24 protein-coding genes are annotated in these 25607 nt (G+C 33.4%); 14 read left to right on the top strand and 10 right to left on the bottom strand.

Annotated features, from left to right (window positions below; all coding sequences use genetic code 11):
* Window positions 1-16 precede the first annotated feature (16 nt).
* Entirely contained in the window at window positions 17-1633 is a 1617-nt protein-coding gene (locus OIU83_RS10025; RefSeq protein ID WP_264206119.1) for a S8 family peptidase, read from the bottom strand.
* 199 nt (window positions 1634-1832) lie between these two features.
* Window positions 1833-2690 (bottom strand): MBL fold metallo-hydrolase, encoded by an 858-nt coding sequence (locus OIU83_RS10020; RefSeq protein WP_264206118.1) that lies wholly within the window; start codon window positions 2688-2690, stop codon window positions 1833-1835.
* Window positions 2691-2946: 256 nt separating this feature from the next.
* Between OIU83_RS10020 and OIU83_RS10015 the strand changes: the two genes are divergently transcribed.
* The 6 genes from OIU83_RS10015 (at window position 2947) to sufD (ending at window position 7451) form a co-directional block, all read left to right on the top strand.
* Entirely contained in the window at window positions 2947-3276 is a 330-nt protein-coding gene (locus OIU83_RS10015; protein ID WP_264206117.1) for a HesB/IscA family protein, read from the top strand.
* Window positions 3277-3373: 97 nt separating this feature from the next.
* Window positions 3374-4822 carry a Fe-S cluster assembly protein SufB gene (sufB, locus tag OIU83_RS10010; protein ID WP_264206116.1) on the top strand — a complete coding sequence of 483 codons (1449 nt, stop codon included), beginning with the start codon at window positions 3374-3376 and terminating at the stop codon, window positions 4820-4822.
* A 17-nt stretch (window positions 4823-4839) separates the two neighbouring features.
* Window positions 4840-5040: a DUF2683 family protein gene (locus tag OIU83_RS10005; protein WP_264206115.1), complete on the top strand. Its 201-nt coding sequence runs from the start codon at window positions 4840-4842 to the stop codon at window positions 5038-5040.
* Window positions 5031-5300 carry a Txe/YoeB family addiction module toxin gene (locus tag OIU83_RS10000; protein ID WP_264206114.1) on the top strand — a complete coding sequence of 90 codons (270 nt, stop codon included), beginning with the start codon at window positions 5031-5033 and terminating at the stop codon, window positions 5298-5300. The genes OIU83_RS10005 and OIU83_RS10000 overlap by 10 nt, the downstream gene beginning before the upstream one ends.
* Before the next feature lie 21 nt (window positions 5301-5321).
* Entirely contained in the window at window positions 5322-6068 is a 747-nt protein-coding gene (gene sufC, locus OIU83_RS09995; protein WP_035618340.1) for a Fe-S cluster assembly ATPase SufC, read from the top strand.
* A gap of 66 nt (window positions 6069-6134) precedes the next feature.
* Window positions 6135-7451 carry a Fe-S cluster assembly protein SufD gene (sufD, locus tag OIU83_RS09990; protein ID WP_264206113.1) on the top strand — a complete coding sequence of 439 codons (1317 nt, stop codon included), beginning with the start codon at window positions 6135-6137 and terminating at the stop codon, window positions 7449-7451.
* Between the two features lie 235 nt (window positions 7452-7686).
* Here the strand turns inward: sufD and OIU83_RS09985 are convergent, their stop codons facing one another.
* Window positions 7687-9030, bottom strand: a complete 1344-nt coding sequence (locus tag OIU83_RS09985; protein ID WP_264206112.1) for a serine hydrolase domain-containing protein — start codon at window positions 9028-9030, stop codon at window positions 7687-7689.
* A gap of 24 nt (window positions 9031-9054) precedes the next feature.
* Between OIU83_RS09985 and OIU83_RS09980 the strand changes: the two genes are divergently transcribed.
* The 7 genes from OIU83_RS09980 to OIU83_RS09950 all read left to right on the top strand — a co-directional run bounded on the left by OIU83_RS09980 (window position 9055) and on the right by OIU83_RS09950 (window position 13398).
* On the top strand, window positions 9055-9306 hold the full coding sequence (locus OIU83_RS09980) for a hypothetical protein (RefSeq protein ID WP_264206111.1): 252 nt from the start codon (window positions 9055-9057) through the stop codon (window positions 9304-9306).
* Window positions 9307-9355: 49 nt separating this feature from the next.
* Entirely contained in the window at window positions 9356-10570 is a 1215-nt protein-coding gene (locus OIU83_RS09975) for an aminotransferase class V-fold PLP-dependent enzyme (RefSeq protein WP_264206110.1), read from the top strand.
* Between the two features lie 11 nt (window positions 10571-10581).
* Window positions 10582-11007 carry a hypothetical protein gene (locus OIU83_RS09970; protein WP_264206109.1) on the top strand — a complete coding sequence of 142 codons (426 nt, stop codon included), beginning with the start codon at window positions 10582-10584 and terminating at the stop codon, window positions 11005-11007.
* Window positions 11008-11009: 2 nt separating this feature from the next.
* Window positions 11010-11435, top strand: a complete 426-nt coding sequence (locus OIU83_RS09965; RefSeq protein WP_264206108.1) for a SufE family protein — start codon at window positions 11010-11012, stop codon at window positions 11433-11435.
* Between the two features lie 51 nt (window positions 11436-11486).
* Window positions 11487-11810 (top strand): SUF system Fe-S cluster assembly protein, encoded by a 324-nt coding sequence (locus tag OIU83_RS09960; RefSeq protein ID WP_129540193.1) that lies wholly within the window; start codon window positions 11487-11489, stop codon window positions 11808-11810.
* A 65-nt stretch (window positions 11811-11875) separates the two neighbouring features.
* A complete protein-coding gene (locus tag OIU83_RS09955) occupies window positions 11876-12385 on the top strand; it encodes a DUF2480 family protein (RefSeq protein WP_264206107.1) in 510 nt (169 codons plus the stop codon).
* A gap of 80 nt (window positions 12386-12465) precedes the next feature.
* Window positions 12466-13398 carry a DUF3078 domain-containing protein gene (locus tag OIU83_RS09950; RefSeq protein ID WP_264206106.1) on the top strand — a complete coding sequence of 311 codons (933 nt, stop codon included), beginning with the start codon at window positions 12466-12468 and terminating at the stop codon, window positions 13396-13398.
* A 39-nt stretch (window positions 13399-13437) separates the two neighbouring features.
* Here the strand turns inward: OIU83_RS09950 and hflX are convergent, their stop codons facing one another.
* From hflX to OIU83_RS09915, 7 genes are all read right to left on the bottom strand, one after another.
* Window positions 13438-14682, bottom strand: coding sequence for a GTPase HflX (gene hflX / locus OIU83_RS09945; protein ID WP_264206105.1), 1245 nt, complete (start codon window positions 14680-14682; stop codon window positions 13438-13440).
* Between the two features lie 107 nt (window positions 14683-14789).
* On the bottom strand, window positions 14790-15656 hold the full coding sequence (locus OIU83_RS09940; RefSeq protein WP_264206104.1) for a hypothetical protein: 867 nt from the start codon (window positions 15654-15656) through the stop codon (window positions 14790-14792).
* 169 nt (window positions 15657-15825) lie between these two features.
* Entirely contained in the window at window positions 15826-17178 is a 1353-nt protein-coding gene (locus tag OIU83_RS09935; protein ID WP_264206103.1) for a DUF5689 domain-containing protein, read from the bottom strand.
* Window positions 17179-17196: 18 nt separating this feature from the next.
* Window positions 17197-20034, bottom strand: coding sequence for a TonB-dependent receptor (locus OIU83_RS09930; protein ID WP_264206102.1), 2838 nt, complete (start codon window positions 20032-20034; stop codon window positions 17197-17199).
* Between the two features lie 316 nt (window positions 20035-20350).
* Window positions 20351-21568 (bottom strand): MFS transporter, encoded by a 1218-nt coding sequence (locus tag OIU83_RS09925; RefSeq protein ID WP_264206101.1) that lies wholly within the window; start codon window positions 21566-21568, stop codon window positions 20351-20353.
* 222 nt (window positions 21569-21790) lie between these two features.
* Window positions 21791-22831 carry a Gfo/Idh/MocA family oxidoreductase gene (locus OIU83_RS09920; protein WP_264206100.1) on the bottom strand — a complete coding sequence of 347 codons (1041 nt, stop codon included), beginning with the start codon at window positions 22829-22831 and terminating at the stop codon, window positions 21791-21793.
* Window positions 22832-22974: 143 nt separating this feature from the next.
* A complete protein-coding gene (locus OIU83_RS09915) occupies window positions 22975-24045 on the bottom strand; it encodes an NADH:flavin oxidoreductase/NADH oxidase (RefSeq protein WP_264206099.1) in 1071 nt (356 codons plus the stop codon).
* Between the two features lie 197 nt (window positions 24046-24242).
* Between OIU83_RS09915 and rseP the strand changes: the two genes are divergently transcribed.
* Window positions 24243-25586 carry an RIP metalloprotease RseP gene (rseP, locus tag OIU83_RS09910; protein WP_264206098.1) on the top strand — a complete coding sequence of 448 codons (1344 nt, stop codon included), beginning with the start codon at window positions 24243-24245 and terminating at the stop codon, window positions 25584-25586.
* Window positions 25587-25607: the final 21 nt, after the last annotated feature.

Here is a 25607-nt window from a genome sequence, read left to right as displayed (position 1 = left end):
TAATATTCTTTATAATTTATTTCTTAGACATTTTCTCAGCCATTAACAATGCATTATAAGCATTTACCATTCTACCTGTTTTTGATGAATCTGCTCTAGTTTTCACTTCGTGGTCATCACCCAATTTAACAGTTTCTGGAAGCAATACTCCCGAATTCATCAAAATATGTTTTACTTGTGAAGCTTTCAATTTTGGATAGTAAGAACGAATCAAAGCTGCAACTCCGGCTGCATTTGGCGCTGCCATCGAAGTACCTTGCAAATATTTGTATTTATTATTTGGGACTGTCGCATAAATTTCTTCTCCTGGTGCAAATACATCTACATTAATTGATCCGAAATTAGAGAAACTTGCGATTACATCTTCCCCATATACTTTATTTATTGCACCAACTGTAAGTACATTATCTACATATTCTTTTATATTATCTTCAGAATCATTTGGATAATTAATATTTTTCTCCAAGTCGATATTATACCCATCATTTCCTGCTGCATGCACAATTAGAACATCTTTTTTCTGAGCATATTTTATAGCATCATAAACCCATTGTTTGTGAGGAGAAAAGCTTTTTCCAAAACTTCCGTTGATTACTTTCGCTCCATTATCTACAGCATAACGAATTGCCAACGCAATATCTTTATCATACTCATCACCATCCGGAACAGCTCTTACTGTCATAATTTCAACATTATTTGCAACTCCGTCTCCACCTAAATTATTATGACGAACCTGTGCAATAATTCCTGCTACGTGAGTTCCGTGTAATGCTTTTTCTTTATCTGGACCAAAAACAATATTATTACCATAATGATTGTCTTTAATATCCTCTGGATTATCTCCAACAATTTTTCGACCATCAAAATCCTTGTTCAGGTTAAAATTCAACTGATCATAAACCTGCTCTCTGTATTCTTCAAAATCGGCTTCAGGATTAAAAGTTGGACCTGCGTTAGTAAAAATCTGAGTCATAATCATTTTACATCTGGTCACTTTGGGATCTGTAGAAGTAATAGTGCTTAAATCTTCAATCTTATAGTCTGTTTTATTTAAAGCAGCTTTTATTGTCGCGTGTACATCAAGCAAAAAGTCAACTTGTTGTTTGTCTTCTAATGCTTTTTTATATTTTTCGTCATACTGCGCTAAAGCATTTTTATATTGAGCAGAACCGTCATCGCCTTTCTTCACGATACGTGTCAATTCAAGATTTTCACTCACAGCATCACCAAGAAAATTCCAACCGTGAACATCGTCTATAAAACCGTTTTTATCATCATCGATTCCATTACCAGGGATTTCCTTTGTGTTCGTCCAGATTTTTCCTTGTAAATCTTCGTGTTCGATATCCACACCCGAATCTACAATTCCCACAATTACCTTTACTCCTTTTTTATCTTTTAGTAATTCGGCATACGCTTTGTCAACACTCATTCCGGGAATAGTATCTTTTACTAAATCCAGATGGCTCCATCTCTTTAAATCATTTTCAGTAACGGGAGCATTTTTTTTAATAATTGCCGGAGCAATTTCAACAACTGGAGGAGTTGCTATTGACGCTTGTTTTGTAGCACCACAACCTGCCAAAACCATTAAAGCAAAAGCAGATATGTAAATAGGTTTGATACTATTCATTTATATAAATTTAATAAAAGTTAGAATTTCGGACTAAATTATAATTTTTGTTACAAAAAACAGACAGATTAACAATCTGTTAGGATTCTCCTTTGTTATTTTCTTGCCAAAAACAGAAACGGTTCAAATATAATCATTCTTTAGAAATGATTAATACTGAATTTCCCGTCTCCAATAACAACAATTAAAATCTCATTTTTTAAAGAATCTCTTCACAAGTAAAAACATCTTTTAGTCGAACACCTTTTTCGGTATGTTCAACAGTTATAATTTGGTTATGCGCATCATGTTCCAAAAATAAATAATAGTTATTATCGGCTGCAGCGTTTAAAAATTTTGATTTTTCGGGCATTGTCAATAATGGTCTTGTATCGTATCCCATAACATATGGCAACGGAATATGTCCAGCTGTAGCCAATAAATCAGCACAAAAAACAATTGTTTTATCCTGATATTGAATATGCGGAATCATTTGTTTTTCGGTATGCCCATCGGCAAAGAAAATACCAAAACCAAGTTCAGACGTTGAAAGAAAATCACCTTCAGGTCTTTTTATAAAATTCAATTGACCACTTTCTTGCATCGGCAAAATATTCTCGGATAAGAAAGATGCTTTCTCGCGAGCATTCGGTTTCGTTGCCCATTCCCAATGATTTGCATTACTCCAATATTTTGCATTTTTGAATGCAGGTTCATATCCTGTTTTGTCTGTATTCCATTGAACACTTCCTCCACAATGATCAAAATGCAAATGCGTCATAAAAACATCGGTAATATCATCACGATGAAAACCATATTTAGCCAACGATTTATCTATTGAGTGTGTTCCCCAAAGCGAATAATATCCAAAAAACTTATCGGATTGCTTGTCTCCCATACCGGTATCTATGAGAATAAGTCTATTTCCATCTTCGATAAGCAAACATCTTGCAGCAATATCAATCAAATTATTAGCATCGGCGGGATTGGTTTTGTTCCAAATAGTTTTGGGTACAACTCCAAACATTGCACCACCATCCAACTTAAAATTACCAGATTCTATAGGATATAACTTCATTATATTTTTTATTATAAAATTAAACATCAAAAAAGCAGAATGTCAATATGTTTAAAAAAGCACTTAAATAGTCTCTTAAATTATCAATACTTCAAACTTTTTAAATAATCCTGCAATTTAACAAAATCCATTTGCTTTAAATGAAATCAAATAGACTTTATCTATTTTAACATTAATTATAAAAATGTTAAGCGTTATGGAAAAAGGTTTTTATATAGTATCTTTGCGGATAATTTAGACAATAATCTATATAACAATGATAAAGGTTTCAGATACTGCCAAAAAGAAAATTATCGACTTAATGCAAGACGATGGTTTTGATGCCGCACATGACTACGTAAGAGTAGGCGTGAAAAGTGGTGGATGCTCAGGTTTATCATATGATTTAAAATTTGACAAAACCAAAGGAGACGACGATAAAATATTCATAGACAACGATATAACTATTGCTGTCGAAAAAAAATCATTTCTGTATTTAGCCGGAACAATATTAGAATTTTCAGGCGGATTAAACGGAAAAGGATTTGTGTTTAATAATCCAAACGCAAGCAGAACTTGTGGTTGTGGAGAATCTTTTTCTCTATAAAATAATTAAATGATTGCAAAATTTAAAGATTTAAAGATTGCGTAAGTGATTTTAACATTTAAATCCTTCAGTTTTTAAATCTTTCAATAAAAAAACAATGAGCAAATACACAGAAGACGATTTAAAAATCGAACTCGAGACTAAAGAATACGAATACGGATTTTATACAAACATAGAATCAGACACGTTTCCTATTGGGCTAAACGAAGATATTGTTCGTGCCATTTCTCTTAAAAAAGAAGAACCACAATGGATGACCGATTGGCGTATTGAAGCTTTTCGTGCTTGGAAAGAAATGATTGAACCAGAATGGGCAAATGTGCGTTATGAAAAACCAGATTTTCAAGCCATTTCATATTACTCTGCTCCTAAACAAGTAGATCCAAATAAAACATTAGACGACGTAGATCCAGAACTTTTAGAAATGTACAAAAAGTTAGGAATCTCTGTCGATGAACAAAAAATGATGAACAATGTCGCTATGGATATTGTTGTCGATTCTGTTTCTGTTGCAACTACTTTCAAAAAAACATTGGGAGAAAAAGGTATTATTTTTTGCCCTATTTCAGAAGCAATTAAAGAACACCCAGAATTAGTTCGTAAATACCTAGGAACAATTGTACCTCAAAAAGATAATTTTTACGCTGCATTAAATTCTGCTGTATTTTCAGATGGTTCATTCTGTTATATCCCAAAAGGCGTTCGTTGCCCAATGGAACTTTCAACTTATTTCCGAATCAATCAGGCAGGAACTGGACAATTCGAAAGAACATTGGTTATCGCAGACGAAGGAAGCTATGTATCATACCTTGAAGGTTGTACTGCACCAAGTCGTGACGAAAACCAACTACACGCAGCTGTTGTAGAATTAATCGCTTTAGACAATGCTGAGATTAAATACTCGACAGTACAAAACTGGTATCCAGGAAATAAAGAAGGAAAAGGTGGGGTTTTTAATTTTGTAACCAAAAGAGGTTTATGCGAAACTAACGCAAAAATTTCATGGACTCAGGTTGAAACTGGTTCTGCCGTTACTTGGAAATATCCTTCTTGCGTTTTAAAAGGTGACAACTCAGTAGGTGAATTTTATTCAATTGCTGTTACCAATAACTACCAACAAGCAGATACTGGAACAAAAATGATTCATTTAGGAAAAAACACTAAATCGACTATCATTTCTAAAGGTATTTCAGCCGGAAAATCACAAAACAGCTACCGCGGATTAGTCCAAATAAGTGCTCGAGCAGATAATGCTAGAAATTTTTCTCAATGCGATTCTCTTTTAATGGGTAACAATTGTGGTGCACATACTTTTCCTTATATCGAAAGCAAAAATCCTTCAGCAAAAATAGAACACGAAGCTACAACAAGTAAAATCGGTGAAGACCAGGTTTTTTACTGTAACCAACGTGGAATTCCAACTGAAAAAGCAATTGCATTAATCGTAAATGGTTTTAGCAAAGACGTTTTAAATAAATTGCCAATGGAATTTGCTGTAGAAGCACAAAAATTACTAGAAATTTCTTTGGAAGGCTCTGTAGGATAAATTAAAAACAATTAGTTATGGATGTCATTTTAAAAAATGTAAAGAAAAAAGATTTTCCTGTTTTAAAATCATTAGCAAAGTCTCTTGGTTTTGAAATCGTTGAAGAAAAACCATACAATCCTGAATTTGTAAAAGAGATTTTACAAGGTCAAAAAGACATAAAGGAAGGCAGAGGTATAAAAATGACAATGGAGGAATTACAAGCTTTATGCAAATAATTTTTACTCCAAAAGCTAAAAAAGATTTAGATTTTTGGGTTAAATCAGGCAATAAAAATATTCTAAAAAAAATTAATGCGTTAATTGAAGACATACAACTTCATCCTTTTGATGGAATTGGAAAACCAGAAGCTTTAAAATATAACCTAATGGGAGTCTGGTCAAGACGAATTGATAAGGAACACAGATTAGTTTATGAAATCATAGACAAGGATACAATCGAAATACTAAATCTCCTTTCTTTGAAAGGGCATTATTAAAAGAAAAAACACATTAAAAAGATGTTATCAATAAAAAACCTTCATGCCTCAATTGGCGATAAAGAAATTCTTAAAGGAATTAACATAGAAGTTAAAGCTGGCGAAGTACATGCCATCATGGGACCAAATGGTTCTGGAAAAAGTACCCTTTCAGCAGTAATTGCCGGAAACGAAAACTACGAAGTAACACAAGGTGAAGTTTTTCTTGACGGAGAAGATTTAGCCGATTTAGCACCAGAAGAAAGAGCACACAAAGGTGTTTTTCTTTCTTTTCAATATCCTGTAGAAATCCCTGGAGTTAGTGTAACTAACTTTATGAGAACTGCAATTAACGAAACTCGCAAAGCAAACGGACAAGAAGAAATGCCAGCTAACGAAATGTTGAAAGTAATTCGTGAGAAATCTGAATTATTAGAAATTGACCGTAAGTTTTTATCACGTTCTCTTAATGAAGGTTTTTCTGGTGGAGAGAAAAAACGTAATGAAATTTTCCAAATGGCAATGTTGGAGCCAAAACTAGCAATCCTTGACGAAACAGATTCAGGTTTAGATATCGATGCGTTAAGAATTGTTGCTAATGGTGTTAACAAACTAAAAAGCGACAAAAACGCCATTATAGTTATCACACACTACCAACGTTTATTAGACTATATCGTTCCTGATTTCGTACACGTACTTTACAACGGAAAAATTGTAAAATCTGGCGGAAAAGAATTGGCTTACGAGCTTGAAGAAAAAGGATACGACTGGATTAAAGCAGAAAATTAGTTTGCAGTTACAGTTTACAGTTTACAAAACTCATAACTCATAACTTCTAACTTACAACTAACAAAAATGGATTTAAAAGAAAAATTAGTGTCGTCTTTTATGGCTTTTGAAGAAAGTGTTGATGTAAATTCAGACCTTCACGAAATCAGAACACAAGCGATAAAAAACTTCGAGAATAAAGGTTTCCCAACTAAAAAAGAAGAAGCTTGGAAATACACATCGTTAAATGCCATCCTAAAAAATGACTTTACAGTATTTCCTAAACAAGAAAATGCAATTGAATTTAATCATGTAAAAAAATATTTTATACATGAAATAGATACCTACAAAGTAGTATTTATCGATGGTGTTTTCAGTTCACATTTATCTTCTACCACGCACGACGGAATTGATGTTTGTTTGATGTCTTCGGCATTGACCAAACCTAAATATAAAATGATTATTGATAAATACTTTAATCAAATCGCTAATAAAGAAGATAGTTTAACTTCTTTAAACACAGCATTTGCAATTGAAGGAGCTTATATCAATATCCCTAAAAAGAAAGTAGCCGCTAAACCTATTGAAATCATGTATTTCTCTACAGGGAATGAAGCTGCACTTATGGTTCAACCGAGAAACTTGGTAATTGTGGGTGAAAATTCGCATGTACAAATCATCGAGCGCCACCAAAGTTTAAACGAAAATCCAGTTTTAACCAATGCTGTTACAGAGATTTTTGCTGAAAAACGTGCCATTATTGATTATTACAAAATTCAAAATGACAATAGCGAAGCCAATTTGATAGACAACACTTATGTTTCTCAACAGCAAGAAAGTCACGCATCGGTTCATACATTTTCATTTGGCGGAAACTTAACCCGAAACAATCTGAATTTCTATCACTTTGGTGAGAGATTAACAAGTACGTTAAACGGAATAACAATTATAGGAGAGAAACAACACGTAGATCACTATACATTGGTAAAACATTCCACACCAAACTGCGAAAGTTTCCAAGATTACAAAGGAATTTTTACAGACCGCTCTATAGGAGTTTTTAACGGTAAAGTATTGGTTGAAAAAGAAGCGCAAAAAACAAATGCATTCCAAAAAAGCAACAATATCTTATTGAGTGATAAAGCAACTATAAATGCAAAACCTCAATTAGAAATTTTTGCTGACGATGTAAAATGTTCTCACGGTTGTACAGTTGGACAATTAGATGAAACAGCAATGTTCTACATGCAATCTCGTGGAATTCCTCAAAAAGAAGCTAAAGCATTACTTATGTACGCATTCTCGAATGCTGTTATAGAAAGTATCAAAATACCTGAATTAAAAAAACGAATCACTACAATTATCGCCAGCAAATTAGGCGTAAAAATGGGATTTGATTTATAGATAATTTAACAACAAGCTTTGCAATAGATTCAACCGCAAAGCTCACAAAGGTTTACGCAAAGACCGCAAAGTTTATATGCTTTGCGGTCTTTTTTTATAAAATCTAACCATAAAGAATGTAAAGGTTTACGCAAAGGGCGCTAGTTTAATAATAAAACTTAGCGCCCTTTGCGATTTTCTACTTTGCGAACTTTGCGGTTAAATACTTTACCTTACGTTCTTTTCGGTTAATTTTCTATTTAATCGCAGAAAGCACCTCCTTCAAAAAAATATTAAAATCAAATTCAAGATCATCTGTTAATCCCATTCTTACAATCACTAAATCTAAAGATGGAATAATAAATACTTTCTGACCTTGAAAACCGCTACAGTAAAACATATCTCGCGGCGCATCTTTATACTTTCCACCTGCATTTAACCAAAATTGAGCCCCGTAATTACCATTTGATGTATTAGTAGGTGTTGATACATATTTAACCCAACTTTCGTCAAGAATTTGCTCTCCATTCCAGTTTCCTTTATGCAAATATAAAATTCCCAATTTCGACCAATCTCTAGTTGTAGCCCAAGCATAAGAAGACCCCACATAATTACCAACCATATCCGTTTCGATAACCGTAGAGCTCATACCTATTTTATCTATTAAACCCGAATACCAAAAATCAAGATATTCCTGATGTGTCTTAAACTGTTTTCTTAAAATAGCCGACAGTAGATTACTAGTACCCGAAGAATAGTTCCAATGTGTGTTTGGTTTAAACAAAGCTGGCTTCTCTAACTGTACTTTTGCCATATCTTCAGACCCAAAAAGCATAATAGTTGCATCACAAATTGTATTATAATTCTCGACCCATTCTAAACCCGAATTCATATGTAGCAAATCGTTCGTCGTAATGAGTTTACGTTCGTCTTTTTGCCATTCAGCTATTGGAGCAGGCTTATAAATATCAAACTTTTTTTGCTTTTGCAAAACTCCAAACATAGTTCCTGTAATACTTTTAGTCATAGACCAACCAAGTAATTTGCTGTTTTTAGTAAAGCCATCCTCATACTTTTCGGCAACCAATTTATCTTTATACAAAACCAAAACTGATCGCGATCTTTTTGTTTTTTGTCCCGATACGTCAAAAGCATTTGCAACAGCTTTATTCAATTTTTCATAGTCAATATTAGCAAACACCGTATCCTTTGGCTCATTATTCCCATAAGGGAATGGCAAATTATTTACCAGTTTAGTTCTTTTGGGAACTTCATACGGTTTTGTTTCATCAAACTTGTCATTAATCAATGTCGCACCTATACCCTCCCGATATATCGCTTTTCGTTCTTTTAACCCATAAACATTTGATGTAGCAAATTTCCCCACTTCATTAATTTTACTTGTTGCCAAATCAAGCAAAGGAATATTATTATCTCCTTTTTCTATGGATTCCAACGAACGATTATCAATAAAATGGCATGACGCAATACTTTTGGATGTAAAACCAGAAATTAAATCCAGTTTGGGATAAGTAGTAAATCTGAAATAAACAATTATTATAACCAGAAGAAGAACGAGAAGTTTTAAGATTTTTTTCATACTAAGATTATATTTTATTTATAAATGACTCAAACAATAGCAAACAAGCAAAGTAATATGACAATGCCAACCCTAATTATGATTTTAAAACAAGGTAATTTCACAAAATCACAAGTTAATTTACACTGCAATATAATTATAATTTCTTCAAGAATTAACTTTGAAACCACTCAAAATCAAATACAAACCATTCAAAATTATCAAATCTGCAAGACATTATTGTATTTAATGGGATTATCCAAAACCACAAAAGGAAATTTAGCAATTACTACTTAATACAATTTAGTTTTAGTACTTTTGTATGTAGAATTTTTCTAAATAAGATATGCTAGACATTCATAAAATAAGAGCTGAGTTTCCGATACTTTCACAAAAAGTAAACGGAAAACCTTTGGTATATTTTGACAACGGAGCTACATCACAAAAACCACAAATTGTGATTGATGCTATTTCAAAATATTACGAAGAAATTAATGCAAACATACACCGTGGAGTACATACTTTAAGTCAGTTGGCAACCGATGCTTACGAAATTTCAAGAGTAAAAATCCAACATCATATTAATGCCAAACATTTACACGAAGTACTATTTACTTCGGGAACAACACATGGAATTAATTTAGTTGCAAACGGTTTTGCTTCAATCCTAAAACCAGGAGATGAAGTAATGGTTTCTGCTTTGGAACACCACAGTAATATTGTGCCCTGGCAAATGTTATGCGAAAAAACAGGTGCTGTTCTTAAAGTAATCCCAATGAATCAGGATGGAGAGCTTGAAATTGCCGCATACGAATCATTATTATCGGACAAAACGAAAATTGTTACTGTAAATCATATTTCGAATGCATTAGGGACAATCAATCCTATAAAACATATGATTGAGAGAGCTCATGCCGTAGGTGCTGCCGTTTTAATTGATGGCGCTCAGGCTGTTCCTCATTTAAAACCTAATGTTCAGGATTTAGATTGTGACTTTTATGCTTTCTCTGGACATAAAATGTGCGGACCTACAGGAACCGGAATTTTATACGGGAAAGAAAGTTGGTTAAATAAATTACCTCCTTATCAAGGTGGTGGTGAAATGATTAAAGAAGTTACTTTCGAAAAAACCACTTACGCCGATTTACCACATAAATTTGAAGCTGGAACGCCAAATATTGCTGGCGGAATTGTTTTAGGAACTGCAGTAGATTATATGAACAGCATAGGTTTTGAAAACATTCAACGACAAGAAAATGAATTATTAGCGCATGCTACAAAACAGTTACTTGAAATTGAAGGTTTAAGGATTTATGGTACTGGTAAAGAAAAAGCTTCCGTTATTTCATTTAACATCGACGGCATTCATCCTTATGACATTGGTTCAATAATTGATAAATTAGGAATTGCAGTTCGTACAGGACATCATTGCGCACAACCAATTATGAATTATTTTGAAATACCAGGAACTATTAGAGCATCTTTTTCTTTTTACAATACCAAAGAAGAAATTGATCTAATGGTTGAAGCTATCAAAAAAGCCAAAACAATGCTATCTTAACAACAAGACATATGAAAATACTATCTTTTTTACTTCTGACAATTTTTATAGGAAACAGCTGTGCTAGCCAAAAGAATACAGATATGAGTACAACGCAGATAGAATATTCGGCTATGTCGCGAGGTTATTTTCAGAAGATTGTGGTAAAAGACCAGATGGTTTCTATCACAAAAAGCAGAGGAGAGGAACCTGTTACCAACAAAATCAATGGAATGCAATGGGCAAAAATTACTTCTGAATTAAAAAAAATAAATTTAGAAGCTATTCCAAATTTAAAAGCACCTACCGAAAAACGTTTTCATGATGGAGCTGCCATTGCAAATTTAAAAATAACACGAAACAGAAAAACCTATGAAACTAAAGGGTTTGATGATGGTTTTCCGCCAGCAGAAATAGAAAAACTAGTAACATTATTAGTTGCTTTTACTGAAGAATAAATATGACAATAAAAGAAATACAAAACGAAATAGTCGACGAATTTTCAATGTTCGATGATTGGATGCAACGTTACGAGTACATTATCGAACTAGGAAAAAATTTACCGTTAATAAAAGAAGAATACAAAACCGAAGAGAACCTAATTAAAGGCTGTCAATCGAAAGTTTGGCTACAAGGCGAACAGAATGACGATAAAGTTATTTTCACAGCCGATAGTGATGCTATTTTAACCAAGGGAATCATCGCAATCTTAATTAGAACTTTCTCTAATCAGAAAGCAGAAGATATCTTAAAAGCAGATGTTGATTTTATTGATGAAATTGGATTAAAAGAACATTTATCTGCAACACGTGCCAACGGTTTGGTCTCGATGATTAAAAACATCAAAATGTATGCTTTGGCATTCGACTCTAAAAATAAAAATTAAACAGAATAAAACGAATTAAAGCACATCCGGCTTTATATTTATATAGAAATTATGGAACAAGAAATAGACACTAACGAATTAGGAGAATCAATCGTAAAAATCTTAAAAACAATTTACGACCCAGAAATTCCTGTAGACATATACGAATTAGGTTTGATTTATGATGTAATGGTAAATACCGATTATGAAGTAAAAATCTTAATGACATTAACATCTCCAAACTGCCCAGTTGCAGAAAGCTTACCAAGAGAAGTTGAAGAAAAAGTAAAATCTATTGAAAACGTAAAAGATGCAGAAGTAGAGATAACTTTTGATCCGCCTTGGAGTAAAGAATTAATGAGTGAGGAAGCAAAATTAGAATTAGGAATGCTTTAAAAATAAGTCTTCAGTCGCAGTTTTCAGTTTTACCTGCGACTGCGACTAAGAATTTCATACAAAAAATGGAAGAAATAATCAATAAAGTTGCCAATAGTGTCTTAGAAATTTTTGATCTTGAGGATTATTATCCTAAAGGGCTACGTGCGCAAGTAGACATTTCGCAATGGTTACTAGAAGGTTTTCTTTTAAAAGAAAAAGACTTCCGTGAGCATCTTAAAAATCACAATTGGTCACAATATCAAGATGCTTATGTTGCAATTAATTGTAGTACAGATGCTATAATTCCTGCTTGGGCATCTATTCTTGTTGCAATCCAACTTGCACCATTTGCCAAAAAAATTATTGATGGTAATCTGGAAGATTTAGATGCAAGTTTATATGAAGAAATCCTGCATACTCTCGATTATTCAGCATACAAAGGCAAACCTGTTATTATCAAAGGGTGTTCCAAAAAACCAGTTCCAACTCGCGCTTACATCTTGGCAGCTCACTATTTGCAGCCATTTGCAAGAAGCATCATGTATGGGGAAGCTTGCTCTGCAGTACCATTATACAAGGAAAATAAGAAATAATTTACATTTAAGTTAAGGAAATTTTAACAACTTCATGGTTTTTAGTATATTTGTTTAAATCAACTTTAAACAGGAATCATATGAAAAACCTTCTTCAACTCCTTTTTATTTTTCTTACAAGCATGACGTTTGTACAGGCACAGAATACCGAAAAAGAATTAATAAAGAACACCGAAAAAGCAGTAAAATTCATAACCGACACTACAGGAAATGGATGGAGAAGCTCGGGAAATGTCTCTTTCCTCTTTAACCAATCAAATTTTAACAACTGGATTGCGGGTGGTGAGAATAATGTCTCAGGAAATCTAGGAATTAATTACAACATTAATTACAAGAAAGACGATGTAAGTTGGGACAATAAACTCCTTGCTTCATATGGTATATTGCAAACTGAAAACTCTGATTTTGAAAAAAAGACAGATGACCGCTTAGAAATTAATTCTATTTACGGAAAAAGAGCATTTGGAAATTGGTATTATTCCTTTTTTGTAAATTTTAGAACTCAATTTACAAAAGGATATTTATACGGTCAAGATGCAAATGGTGCCGAAATACGAACTGAAAACACAAATTTCATGTCACCTGGTTACCTTACTTTTGGTCCTGGTATCTTCTGGACAAGAGATGATCATCTAAAAATAAACTTTGCGCCTGTATCTTCAAAAATGACTTTTGTAGACAAGCAATACACATCTCAGACAGGATATGTAGATGAGGCTTATTTTGGCGTTAAAGCAAACAAAACGATGCGTTACGAGTTAGGTTTTTATACATCGGTATACTACAAGCTTAACATTATGACCAATGTTTCTGCCGAAAACATTTTAAACCTATATTCAAATTATCTCGAAGACCCACAAAATGTTGATATCGATTATTCATTGAATATTGTAATGAAAATCAACAAATTCCTGTCGACCAATCTATCTTTCCAAGCTATATATGACGACAATGCATTTAAAGGATTCCAAACAAGGGAAGTCTTTGGCTTAGGAGTTAATTATATGTTCTAAAAACATAAAAAAAGAGCGCTTAAAATAAGCGCTCTTTTTTTATTCCTGATCTTCCTGATCATCTTCTTTTTCAATTGCATCTTTATAATCCGGATACAAAAACTTATTATATGGAAATCTAGTGATATGTATTTGCCTTACAGCTTCATAAACACGTTCTCTAAACTCTTCAAAATTCTCTTTATTTGTTGCCGAAATAAACAAAGCATTTTGTTCACCTAAACGATTCATCCAAGTAGTTTTCCATTCTTCAAGTGTATAATGGCTTGGCGTTTTTTCGGTAATTAAATCGTCCTCATCAATCGTTAAATGCTTGAAAGCATCTATCTTATTAAAAACCATAATAACAGGCTTATCATTAGCCTTTATATCAAGTAAAGTTTGATTTACTGATGCGATATGATCTTCGAACTCTGGATGAGAAATATCTACGATATGCAATAACAAATCGGCCTCGCGAACCTCATCAAGGGTACTCTTAAAAGAGTCAACTAATTGAGTAGGCAGTTTACGAATAAATCCTACTGTATCTGAAAGTAAAAAAGGTAAGTTTTTAATAACTACTTTTCGAACGGTTGTGTCCAAAGTAGCAAACAACTTATTCTCTACGAAAACATCACTTTTACCAACTGCATTCATTAATGTTGATTTCCCAACATTTGTATATCCTACCAAAGCCACACGAACCATTGCGCCACGATTACTACGTTGCACCCCCATTTGCTTATCGATGGTTTTTATTTTTTCTTTCAACAATGCAATTCGATCACGAACGATACGTCTGTCTGTTTCAATTTCTGTTTCTCCAGGTCCACGCATACCAATACCTCCTTTTTGACGCTCCAAGTGTGTCCACATACCAGAAAGTCTAGGCAATAAATATTGGCATTGAGCCAACTCAACTTGGGTTCTTGCATAAGATGTTTCGGCTCTTTGAGCAAAAATATCTAGAATAAGGTGGGTTCTGTCAAGGATTTTACAATCTATTATTTTGGAGATATTCTTTTGCTGTGATGGTGATAATTCATCATCAAAAACCAGAGTCGAAATACCATGTTCTTTTACAAAAAGATTGATTTCGTCTATTTTACCTGTTCCAACAAAAGTTTTGGGATTTGGACGTTCCATTTTTTGCGTAAAGCGTTTCACAACTTCTCCGCCTGCAGTAAAAGTTAAGAACTCTAACTCGTCCAAATATTCGTTTAACTTCTCTTCACTTTGATTTTGAGTTATAATACCAACAATGGCTGTTTTTTCAAAATTTAGTACTTCTTTTTCTAACATAACTTTAAATAAGATACAAATTTAATCATTTGCAAGCTACCATAGCCAATAGAATCCTTTTTTTAAATACAAAACAAAAGGATTCTATTGAATATAAATAATTTTTTCTATTCGTATATGTATGTTTTATCAATTTTCACAATCCCGTTTTGTTCAAGAAATGAAGAAGAAATAGGATAATTCAGAGTGTTATATTTATATTTTCCAGCAACTCCAGTGTAATTTGTTGTTGATGGAACAAATGCCAATTCATTATTACTTGAGATAGATTCAAAGTTAAATTCATCTTCATGAAAAGAAATTAAAGGCACAATTACTTTGTAGTTAGGACCAAATAAACTTTGTACAATTAATAAATCTACTGATTTTTTATCGTCGAAAGTATAGTTTTTTATAGTCTTTTCTCCAAGTACTCCTTTGTGTCTTATAACATTATCATTAGAATACACATATTCGGTTTTGTTGAAAATTTGCTGATTTCTATCTCTCGCAGAACGTCTTATAATAACTCCACCTTCAACAACATATTCAATGTCTTCCATTACAGTATGTACATTGCTTTTTTTGGTTATTACTTTTATTCTTGCTCCTTCATAATTCATAGTTACTGTTTTGATTACAGTCTCCCCGTTTTCATCATATTTTTTTGAAAACTTAGTAATTCTATCCTCTTTATCATAACTATAATTGACCACTTCTTTCCAGTTACTCCCTGTTCTTTCTTTAACTGTCATGTCTAATAATCCTTTTGGATTATAAAAAAAACTCTGAATAACATCAGATGTTTTAATTGTCAAAAGTTTACCTTCTTTAAATAAAACTGTCTTGTTTTCTATTTCACCACTTTTTGAATCGCGGTAATTAGTTTTTACGACATTAATTTGTTTTAATTTAATTTGATTTTCTTGGTCCTGACTGTGGATCAAAAATGGGAAAGCCACCATAAAAATGGCAATGAAGTAATTTTTCATCATGGTATTTATATCGATTTGGGATGACCAAAATACAAAAATCATGGAAAGAATGATATTCTCAAAACCAAAAATCCAAATTACATATCAAATCATCAAAACAATTCACAAGTTATCATTTGAATTACAGCAATTTACAAATTACAGCAAATATTAATTAAAATCTAAATTCCTACTTATCTCCTACAATTACAACATCATCAACCATAAAAGCACCATTAAGTGTTTTATCTTTACCAGATCCGATATACTTAAATGCAATATGAATGTTTCCTGAATAGGAGGACAAATCTATTCCACCAGAACTTATAAACTGACGAGCTGGAGTTGTCAATGAAGCAAATTTCGCTGATAATTTTGTCCATTTTGCTTTACTGATATTCGAGCCATCAAAATCACCTGACACATAGACTTCTAAAACATTTAAAGGAGAATCGACTTTTAAATCATGTTGAGCACTTCTAAAAGATAACACCGAGTTTTTATAATCCGCCATATTAATTTTAGGAGAAACCAGCCATGCAATATTTACTGCAGCAGTTGTACTTGTGGTATTGAACTCGGCATAACCATTACCAGCGTACACAATACTTTTCCATAATTTGGCTGCTTTCTCTACGATATTACTCCAACCCGGAAGACTAAAATTCACATTGTTTTTTACGGTTTGAAAATTCTCAGAGAAAAAAGGTACTGTTCTTTTCCCTGTCATAACAACATCTCTCTCCGAGCGTACCATTATTTGGTAATCGGTACCATATTTAGTCAATATACCCCTCACAGTTCCGCTACCATTTGGAACTAAACTGCTTGAAAAATCGGCATAGCTACTCGTTCTAAAAATAACCTGATTCCCTGCTTTGTCCCATAAATCCCAATTGGTTGACCCTCCAACATTATTGGATTCTTCAAAATAATGGTGACCTACTGCAGCATCGGCAAATTGAACATTCGATACCTCTACCAACGTATTAATATTATCATCATTCAACAATTCGGCTACCGTAAGGTAACGAACCAATTTACTTTCATCAATTAAATTACAAGAAGTATTGAGGACATTTTTATATTCATTTTGAGAAACCCTGCCAACTGTAGCATCACCATAGGCATTAACATACAAGCTCCCTATTCTCAATCCTCCAAAATTAACATCGGTAAATTGGTTCTTTAATTTAATAAATACTTTACTCCCAACACGGTAATCTATGTATGAATTGGATGCGTCAATACCTATACTAAATCCTTGCGAAGAAACTGTTTTTGTTGGCAATGTTTGGAATGATATTGTTTTAAAAAAATTACCAAATTCATCACTCGAAACCACATACCCTTCGATAATATCGTCATACTGATACTTTGTTGCAACAAGATTAGTACTATTACGAACCTCATCGACTGTTCTGTTTACAATTAAATCTGGCTGGTTACAAGCAAACTCAGGAATAGCTGTTTCATCTCCCACACAACTATAGAAAGCAAGAATTATTACTAAAAAAAACGAAGGGTTGATTCTATTTTTCATATTAATACATTGTAAAATTTATAAATTAATTGCAAGGTTCCCAAAATAAGTTCTTCCATACCCATAAAAATATTTTGGACCAAATGAAGGAGTTTCGCTTGAAGCTTCTTGATCTAATCGACGAAAATTAGCATTTCGAGCTTGTTCAAAACCACCCGTTTTATAAATGGTATTCGTCACATTATTAACACTTGCAAAAAAAGAAATATTCTTTCGGCGTATACGCCATGATTTCCCACCTGTAATATTTAATAAACAAACAGGATCAAACTTTTCCTGTTTTAATAATACCTTAGCTCTTTCTGGTGTCGCTTCTGGAAAAGGAAAACCACTTGCAGGATTAATATAAAATTGTGCTGTTCTAGAAATAGGAGAAACATCTATATAAGAATTTGTAAGGTAATTTATATTGGCACCAAGCCACCAATATCTAGGATTTCGATATTCTACTCCTAACGAATAAGCCTGCTGAGGCATTCCGGGTTGCTTATAATTTTTGAGTGATGCTTTTCCAAAATCAAAAGTCGGACTACTATTCGTTAGTGATGCTTTTGCATCATTGGTAATTCTGACATTTGGATTACTATCGTATGTATATTGTCCATATGCCGCAGAAAAAGTGCTTTTTAAAGTAGGCAAAATTTGATATTCAAAACTTAATTCAGCTCCAATATTTTTTTTATTTAAATGTGTTAGCGTCTGACTTACAAAGGCATTCGTATTATCATAACCAGCTCCATCATCAAAAATTCCTTCGGCATAAAAAAAAGATGTCTGTGTTGCATTCTTTATCAAAGTATAATATCCTGTAAGTCGAGTTTTAAGCTTTGGTGAATGATAAATATAATTCCCTTCAAGACTACTAATGTTTAAACTTTCGATCCCATCTACAACCAAATTATTAAGTCGGGAATTTGGAAATGTATTTCGAATTGAAGGCGCTTTGGTTAAATGTGCACCATTAAAAAGCAACCATTGTTTTCCTGATATTTTATATGTTAATCCACCTTTGAAAGCAAAATTTTCAAAATTTACTTTTTCGCTTTTACCAAAAGAATTAGTTGCATATATACCATTTTGATACAAACCCTCTCTTTGATAAGTAGAATTTGAGAAAGCCTGAGCCAGATAAAAATCTACTTTCCTGTAAATAAATTTAAATTGCGTAAATACATCAATTGTATTTGCCAGATAATTATAATTGTATCCATAAACATCTCCTACTCCAACATGTCTATTCGGGTTTTTTAAATCAGATTGCGATTGCTCGCCATCATAAAATGAATCGATATCATTAAAAAAAGATCCGCCCAATAGATCCGTAAGAAATTGAAAGTTGTGTGATTTTAAATTTCTAAAAGCAATTCCTCCATTAAAGAAAATGTTTTCGGTTAATTGCGAATTTAAATTAGAATTTATTGACAATACTTTATCATCCGTTCGATCTTCATACAAAACATAACGACTCTGAGCTGGCGTATACCCAGAAAGAATACCGTTTGTGTCTATAATTGGTTGCTCATTTGCCTGATATAATGCTTTCCAGTTTATTTGGGAATTTGCCAAAAACAAGATTCTGTTTCTTTCGGCATTTTCATAATCCGGAGCAAACTCTCCTGGATATTCTCCTTGATTCTTCGCATAAAATGAAGTATAATAACTTGGCATTTTCCTGTAATATGTGGGATCAGGGCTATTCCCTTTTTGATAATCAATACTACTATTACCTACTTTTCCGAATTGATATGATACACTTGTATTAAGACTAGTTTGTTCATCGATTTTAAAAAAATGATTTAGCATTAAAACTGGCTCTTCTACTGTTTTAACTCTGGCATCCCTTTTCTTACCATCTTGCCAACCCCAATATGAATTGTACTTTTCACTAGTCAATTGAACTACTTCATCAGTATTTGGTGAATTTTTCCCTCTAGAATTTGGAGTATAAAACCCTGTAAAATTAAGAGCATGTTTTGTACTTAATTTCTTTTCAATACTTATAAAAAAAGAATCTGCATCGTAATTTGTTCCCTCAAAATAACCTTCATTAGCCCATCGTTTTCCTGCTGAAATTACAAAAGCCCATCCCGATGACATTAAACCAGTTGCATAAGTAGCCATTGTCCGTAAACTATAGTTAGTATTACTCCCCGAAAATGTAATTCTGGAACTTGGTCTGTAAATTGAAGCTCGTGTATTAATTTGCTGCGTTCCTAAAACTCCGCCAAAAGTATAATCTGATGTTGCTGCTCCTACAGAGAATTCCTGATTTCTCGTTGCATCATTCAAACCTCCCCAATTCCCCCATTGTGGTCGTCCATCATACATTTTATTCATTTCGACACCATTAATCGTCATCTTAGCATGCTCACTATCGAGACCTCGCATCCTAAAACGTGCTTGTCCCCAATTAAAAGCCGATGCTTGTAAAAAAGCATCACGAGAAGATTGTAAAAGTCCTGATGTATTTTCGGAGGTACTATTATCATCGAACAAATCACTTTCTGATAATGTAATTAAAATTGCTTGTGATTCTATTCGTAGATCTTCTTCGAGAATTAAAACACCTAAATCGACTACTTGTCCTGTAACAACTTTAACTGGAAACAATAAATCTTTATATCCCTGACTATGCACTAATAACAATTGATTTCCTCCCGATTGTAAAACCAACTTAAAAGTGCCGTCTTCATTTGTCAATTGCATTACGTTAGAGTTTTGAATACTAACCACAACATATTGAAGCCTTTCTTGTGTCTTTGACTCTATAATTTTTCCTAAGAAACCAGTTTCGCTTTGCGCAAAAATGGACCCTAATTGAAAAATAACTAAAAATACTACTGCCCATTTTTTCATAAATATTATTCTGTTTTAGATTGTGAAATTCCCTAACGATAAAAAAGAATAACAATTGAAGATAAAATCCCGAAAGCACTACATCTTGAAATATTGAATATTTCAATTTATAGCACAACCGAAAAACAAAAAATCTATTTTTGGAACAGTGTATTAATAAAAATGGTGGTATTTAGCATTTAATCAAAAAACAACCTGTAGGTTTTTTCCTTGATTAAGCATCAAATGTAGTTAAAAATATTTAACTTTCTTTTTCTTGTTAAATTATTTTTTAAGCCGTAAAAACCTATTTAAAGTAATTTGAATAAATTTAGAGTTATTCTATTGCTTTAATTCTGGAAACCATGAAGGCAATAAAGAATCCGAAGATGCCTATAAATGCAAAAGAAAAACGAAGACCAAAAGCTTCGGCTATGTAACCAATAACCGGAGGCCCCATTAAAAATCCAAGAAAACTAACACTCGAAACAATGGTTAAAGCTTCACCTGCAGGAACAGTAGGATTTTTTCCTGCCACACTGTATAACGTTGGCACAACTGTAGAAACACCTAACCCTACAAACATAAAGGCGATGGTACAAGGAATTATATAAGGAAAAAGTACCGAGGTGAAAAGTCCAAGTGAAATAACGATACCACTTATTTGCAATACTTTCTTTCTTCCGAATTTAAGGATCAAACCATCTCCAAGAAAACGACCACTAGCCATCATTATCATAAACGAAGTGTAGCCTAAGATTACCAATGCACCTGGAGCTTTTACAACATCCTTAAAGTAAACACCGCTCCAATCGAACATAACACCTTCACTCGCCATGCAACAAAACCCGATTACACCCAGCCAAATTAAAGAACTGTCTGGTTTTGTAAATAGTTTCTTTTTCTTTTCTTCTACTTTTATTTTTTCTTTGGCTTTTACCAAAAACTTATAGTTAAAAGCTATCATAACAAGTACTATTCCTGCTACGATAACAAAATGATAATACGGCGTTAGATTCAAAGCTAGCATTCCTAAACCTACCAATGCACCGGTAAATCCAGCAAAACTCCACATTCCATGGAATGAAGACATTATAGTTTTTTTAAAAAGTACCTCGGTATAAACTCCTTGCGTATTAACAGCAATATTTGCCAAATTCCCAAATAGTCCGAATATGAACAGTCCAAGTGATAATTGCCAAGAAGCATTGGCTAAACCTAAATTCGTCAAGCTAAAAGCATAAAATAATAAAGAGAAAATCAAGATTCTATGACTACCAAAACGAGTCACAACTTTACCGGAAAAAGGCATAACAATCAATTGCCCAAGAGGTAACGCAAATAAAATAGAACCTAATTGTCCCTCGCTTAAATGTAATGCTGTCTTGATATCTGGAATTCTACTTGCCCAAGTAGCAAAACACAAACCCATTGCAAAATAGAACATTCCTACAGCAAAACGAATTCGGTTTAAGTACGAAGCTTTGGCATTTTTGTACGTTTTCTTGAATTTTGCCTTACTTCTGAATCTGCCAAGAAAGTTTAAATCTATCAAAATGAGTTATTTAAAGTTTAATTAGGCAAAATTACGAAATTCATTCTTCACTTTAATTTAACCCAACCAGTTCCTATAATTTATAACGTTATTGTTTATAAATTAAATGGAACGCGGATGAAACAGATTCGCCAAGGCGGAAACGCGAAAAAAAACGGATTTCTTATCTATTGTTTAAAAAAATCCGTTTAATCCGCGTTACTTTCGGAAAGAGTTAAATACTTACAAATTAATCACTTTGTGTTGTGCGTTACTAGCAATAGCAGCTTCGATAATTTTCATTGTTTTCACACCATCTTCTGCTGTAACAGGTTCTGTACTATTTGTCGTAATCGATTTGTAAACGCCATCAAAAAACTCATAATAATTCCCTTGAAAAGTTGGTTTTTTTTCTCTGATAATTTTACCATCTATTTCCGTATGTAAAATTCCGTTTAAACCTTCTGCTTCGGTTCCCCAAGTTGTTGTATCTGGCTTTTTTCCCAATTTTAAATCATCTTCCTGAACATCTCCACGAGCTTTTAAGAATGAACCTTTTTTTCCATGAACAACATATGCTGGATTGGCTTCTCTAACAAAGAAACTCGCCTTTAATCGAACACGGTGATCATCGTAGTACAACAACAAATCGATATAATCATCAACCAATGAATTTTCTCGTGTTATCCTGATATCTGCAAAAACAGCTTTTGGAAATCCAAATAAATGCAATGCCTGATCTATTAAATGCGGACCTAAATCTTTTAAAATTCCTGCACCCGAATTGGCAGTTTCTTTATGAGATTTAATACTCAATAAAGGATTATAGCGATCAAAATGAAATTCGGCTTCGACCAAATCTCCTAAGACACCATCCTTAACCACTTTTTGAACGGTTTTAAAATCACTATCCCATCTTCTGTTTTGGAAAACCGCCAATTTTAATCCTTTTGCTTTAGCCAAATCGGCTAATTCCTGAGCCTGAGCCACAGTAGTTGTAAATGCTTTTTCGACTATCGCATGTTTTCCAGCTTCCAAAACTTTTTTGGCAAATTCGTAATGCGTCTCAACCGGTGTATTTACAATTACCAAATCGATGTCATCTGCCAATACATCTTCGATAGTTGGATAACTTTTTACTGCAGGATAATCTTCTTGTATTAATTTTTTACTTCTTTCCCATGAACCAACAAGTTCAAATCCTGGGTGAATCGCTATAAATGGAGCGTGAAAAACTTTCCCCGACATTCCGTATGATAATAGTGCTGTTTTTATTTTTTGCATTTTATATGTGTTTAGTTTTTTGCCACAGATTTAATTAATTAAAAGGATTGTTTTTGCCACGAATTTTACTAATTATCACGAGTTAGTAAAACCTTTAAACGTATCGTTTTGTGAAAATTAGTAAAATTCGTGGCAAAAGAAAATTAAATCTTAGCTCTTTCGTATTGTTTTGGCCAATGAATATCGGAATTTAATTCAGATGCAAAATGCAAAGCCAAGTTTGGATCACGAAGCGATTCTCTTGCAAGAAGAATTAAATCGGCACGACCGTCAGCCAAAATAGCTTCTGCCTGAGCAGCTTTGGTAATTAAGCCTACTGCTCCCGTTAAAACTCCTGCTTCTTTTTTTATCCTTTCGGCAAAAGGTACTTGGTAACCTGGTCCTATTACAATTTTTTGGTGCGAAACTAATCCTCCCGACGAAACATCTACAACATCTACCCCTTTGGATTTTAAAATTGCCGAAAGCTTAACTGATTCTTCTAGATTCCAACCTCCTTCTGCCCAATCGGTTGCCGAAATACGAATAAACAAAGGCAAATCGGCAGGCCACTCTATTTGCACTGCATCAACGATTTCCAAAGTAAGTCGGATTCTGTTTTCGAAACTTCCGCCATATTCATCGGTTCTAAGATTAGTTAATGGCGACATAAACTGATGCAATAAATAACCATGTGCACCATGAATTTCCAAAACCTGATATCCAGCCGTTACTGCTCTTTTGGTCGTTGCCTTAAAATCGGAGATTACTTTTTGGATTCCGATTTTATCTAAAGCTTCCGGAAGAAATGGTTCGTTCTCATGGTATGGAACCGCACTTGGAGCAACTGTTTGCCATCCGCCTTGAGCGACATCCAACTTTTTATTGCCATCCCACGGAGCCGAAACACTCGCTTTACGTCCTGCATGTGCAATCTGGATTCCCGGAACTGCGTTTTGAGAGATAATAAATTTATTAATCGTTTGTAGTTTTTCAATTTGTTCGTCTTTCCAAAGTCCTAGATCTTCGGGTGAAATCCTGCCTTCGGGTGAAACGGCTGTCGCTTCCTGGATTATCAATGCCGATCCTCCGGTTGCGCGACTACCTAAGTGTACCAAATGCCAATCATTGGCAAAGCCATCAATAGCCGAATATTGACACATTGGTGAGATAACGATTCTATTTTTTAAAATGATTTTTTTTATCGAAAGTGGAGAAAATAATACCGATGCCATAAGTTGTAACTTTTAGAGGTTTTAGACTACTTATATTTAAATAGTGTTTAAAAAGTAAAGTTACTGCATCTGGTTAAAACAAGAAATCTAAATCTTTATTAATTAACAAACATTTAAAACCATATGACTTATATTGCACTATGAATTAAAATAGAAAACGTTACTTTTGTGCGTTATTTAAGAACTAAAATTAAACAATGGATATAGTTATCAAGCTTTCTCAATTTTTATTGAGTTTATCATTACTTATTATTCTTCACGAATTAGGGCATTTTATCCCAGCAAAATTATTTAAAACAAGAGTCGAAAAATTCTATCTATTTTTTGATGTAAAATATTCTCTTCTAAAAAAGAAAATTGGCGAAACCGAATACGGAATCGGTTGGTTACCTCTAGGTGGTTATGTAAAAATCTCCGGAATGATCGACGAAAGTATGGACAAGGAGCAAATGGCTTTACCTCCACAACCTTGGGAATTTCGTTCGAAACCAGCTTGGCAACGTTTAATCATAATGTTAGGTGGTGTTACTGTAAACTTCATTTTGGCGTTTATTATATATATAGGAATGGCATTTGCCTATGGCGAAACCTATGTTGCTAATGCTGATATAAAAGACGGCCTTTCGATTGAAAATCCAGTTATGATTAAAGCTGGCTTTAAAACTGGTGATAAAATTCTTGCTATTGATGGTAAGAAGGTTGAGAATTTTGACAATCAGATCAACATGGATTTAGTTATGTCAAAACAAGTTCTTATTGAAAGAAATGGAGTTGAGCAAACTATAAAAATGCCAAATGATCTTGTTGACCAATTATCGAAACATGAAAAAAGCCCTCTTGTATCTATAAGAATGCCATTTGTAATAGGAAACATTGCCGCCGAATCTCCAAACAAGGAATTACAATCAAAAGATTTGGTTACTTCTCTTAATGGCCAAAAAGTAAAATATTATGACGAGGTAAAAACAATATTAGAAAACAATAAAGGAAAAACGATTCCTGCTATTGTTTTAAGAAACCAAAAAGAAACGCCGCTTTCTGTTATTGTTACAAAAGAAGGAAAACTTGGCGTGACTGTAGGCAGCCTTGGAATGGAATCATTAGAAAAACTAGGTTACTATAAGATAAGCACAAAAGAGTTTGGATTCTTTGAATCGATTCCTGTTGGGATTGAAAAAGGGAAAGATCAATTAGTAGGTTACGGAAAACAATTAAAAATGATCTTTAACCCAGAAACCAAAGCATACAAACAAGTAGGTGGTTTTGCTGCTATTTACAACATTTTTCCTAGTACTTGGAGCTGGGAAGTATTCTGGTCTATCACTGCACTTTTATCAATTATGCTTGGTGTAATGAATTTATTGCCGATTCCTGCGCTTGATGGTGGTCATGTGATGTTTTTATTATACGAAATCATTAGTGGCAAAAAACCAAGCGATAAATTCTTAGAAAACGCGCAAATGGTTGGTTTTGTCTTACTTATAACATTGCTTCTATTTGCTAATGGTAACGATATTTATAAAGCAATCGTTGGCAAGTAAAAATTATTAATAAAAAGTGCA

This window comes from Flavobacterium shii, assembly GCF_025847235.1.
In the GTDB taxonomy this organism is placed as follows: Bacteria; Bacteroidota; Bacteroidia; order Flavobacteriales; family Flavobacteriaceae; genus Flavobacterium; species Flavobacterium shii.
Note: the sequence above shows the minus strand (reverse complement) of the source record. Positions and strands in the feature narration are given on the sequence as shown.

Coding starts and splice junctions, on each gene's coding strand:
- OIU83_RS09935 (WP_264206103.1), bottom strand. CDS start 17,178: ATGAAAAATAGAATCAACCCTTCGTTTTTTTTAGTAATAATTCTTGCT.
- OIU83_RS10005 (WP_264206115.1), top strand. CDS start 4,840: ATGGATGTCATTTTAAAAAATGTAAAGAAAAAAGATTTTCCTGTTTTA.
- OIU83_RS10025 (WP_264206119.1), bottom strand. CDS start 1,633: ATGAATAGTATCAAACCTATTTACATATCTGCTTTTGCTTTAATGGTT.
- rseP (WP_264206098.1), top strand. CDS start 24,243: ATGGATATAGTTATCAAGCTTTCTCAATTTTTATTGAGTTTATCATTA.
- OIU83_RS09940 (WP_264206104.1), bottom strand. CDS start 15,656: ATGATGAAAAATTACTTCATTGCCATTTTTATGGTGGCTTTCCCATTT.
- sufC (WP_035618340.1), top strand. CDS start 5,322: ATGTTATCAATAAAAAACCTTCATGCCTCAATTGGCGATAAAGAAATT.
- OIU83_RS09950 (WP_264206106.1), top strand. CDS start 12,466: ATGAAAAACCTTCTTCAACTCCTTTTTATTTTTCTTACAAGCATGACG.
- OIU83_RS09960 (WP_129540193.1), top strand. CDS start 11,487: ATGGAACAAGAAATAGACACTAACGAATTAGGAGAATCAATCGTAAAA.
- OIU83_RS09965 (WP_264206108.1), top strand. CDS start 11,010: ATGACAATAAAAGAAATACAAAACGAAATAGTCGACGAATTTTCAATG.
- OIU83_RS10015 (WP_264206117.1), top strand. CDS start 2,947: ATGATAAAGGTTTCAGATACTGCCAAAAAGAAAATTATCGACTTAATG.
- OIU83_RS09975 (WP_264206110.1), top strand. CDS start 9,356: ATGCTAGACATTCATAAAATAAGAGCTGAGTTTCCGATACTTTCACAA.
- sufD (WP_264206113.1), top strand. CDS start 6,135: ATGGATTTAAAAGAAAAATTAGTGTCGTCTTTTATGGCTTTTGAAGAA.
- OIU83_RS09920 (WP_264206100.1), bottom strand. CDS start 22,831: ATGCAAAAAATAAAAACAGCACTATTATCATACGGAATGTCGGGGAAA.
- OIU83_RS09985 (WP_264206112.1), bottom strand. CDS start 9,030: ATGAAAAAAATCTTAAAACTTCTCGTTCTTCTTCTGGTTATAATAATT.
- hflX (WP_264206105.1), bottom strand. CDS start 14,682: ATGTTAGAAAAAGAAGTACTAAATTTTGAAAAAACAGCCATTGTTGGT.
- sufB (WP_264206116.1), top strand. CDS start 3,374: ATGAGCAAATACACAGAAGACGATTTAAAAATCGAACTCGAGACTAAA.
- OIU83_RS10000 (WP_264206114.1), top strand. CDS start 5,031: ATGCAAATAATTTTTACTCCAAAAGCTAAAAAAGATTTAGATTTTTGG.
- OIU83_RS09930 (WP_264206102.1), bottom strand. CDS start 20,034: ATGAAAAAATGGGCAGTAGTATTTTTAGTTATTTTTCAATTAGGGTCC.
- OIU83_RS09915 (WP_264206099.1), bottom strand. CDS start 24,045: ATGGCATCGGTATTATTTTCTCCACTTTCGATAAAAAAAATCATTTTA.
- OIU83_RS10020 (WP_264206118.1), bottom strand. CDS start 2,690: ATGAAGTTATATCCTATAGAATCTGGTAATTTTAAGTTGGATGGTGGT.
- OIU83_RS09970 (WP_264206109.1), top strand. CDS start 10,582: ATGAAAATACTATCTTTTTTACTTCTGACAATTTTTATAGGAAACAGC.
- OIU83_RS09955 (WP_264206107.1), top strand. CDS start 11,876: ATGGAAGAAATAATCAATAAAGTTGCCAATAGTGTCTTAGAAATTTTT.
- OIU83_RS09980 (WP_264206111.1), top strand. CDS start 9,055: ATGACTCAAACAATAGCAAACAAGCAAAGTAATATGACAATGCCAACC.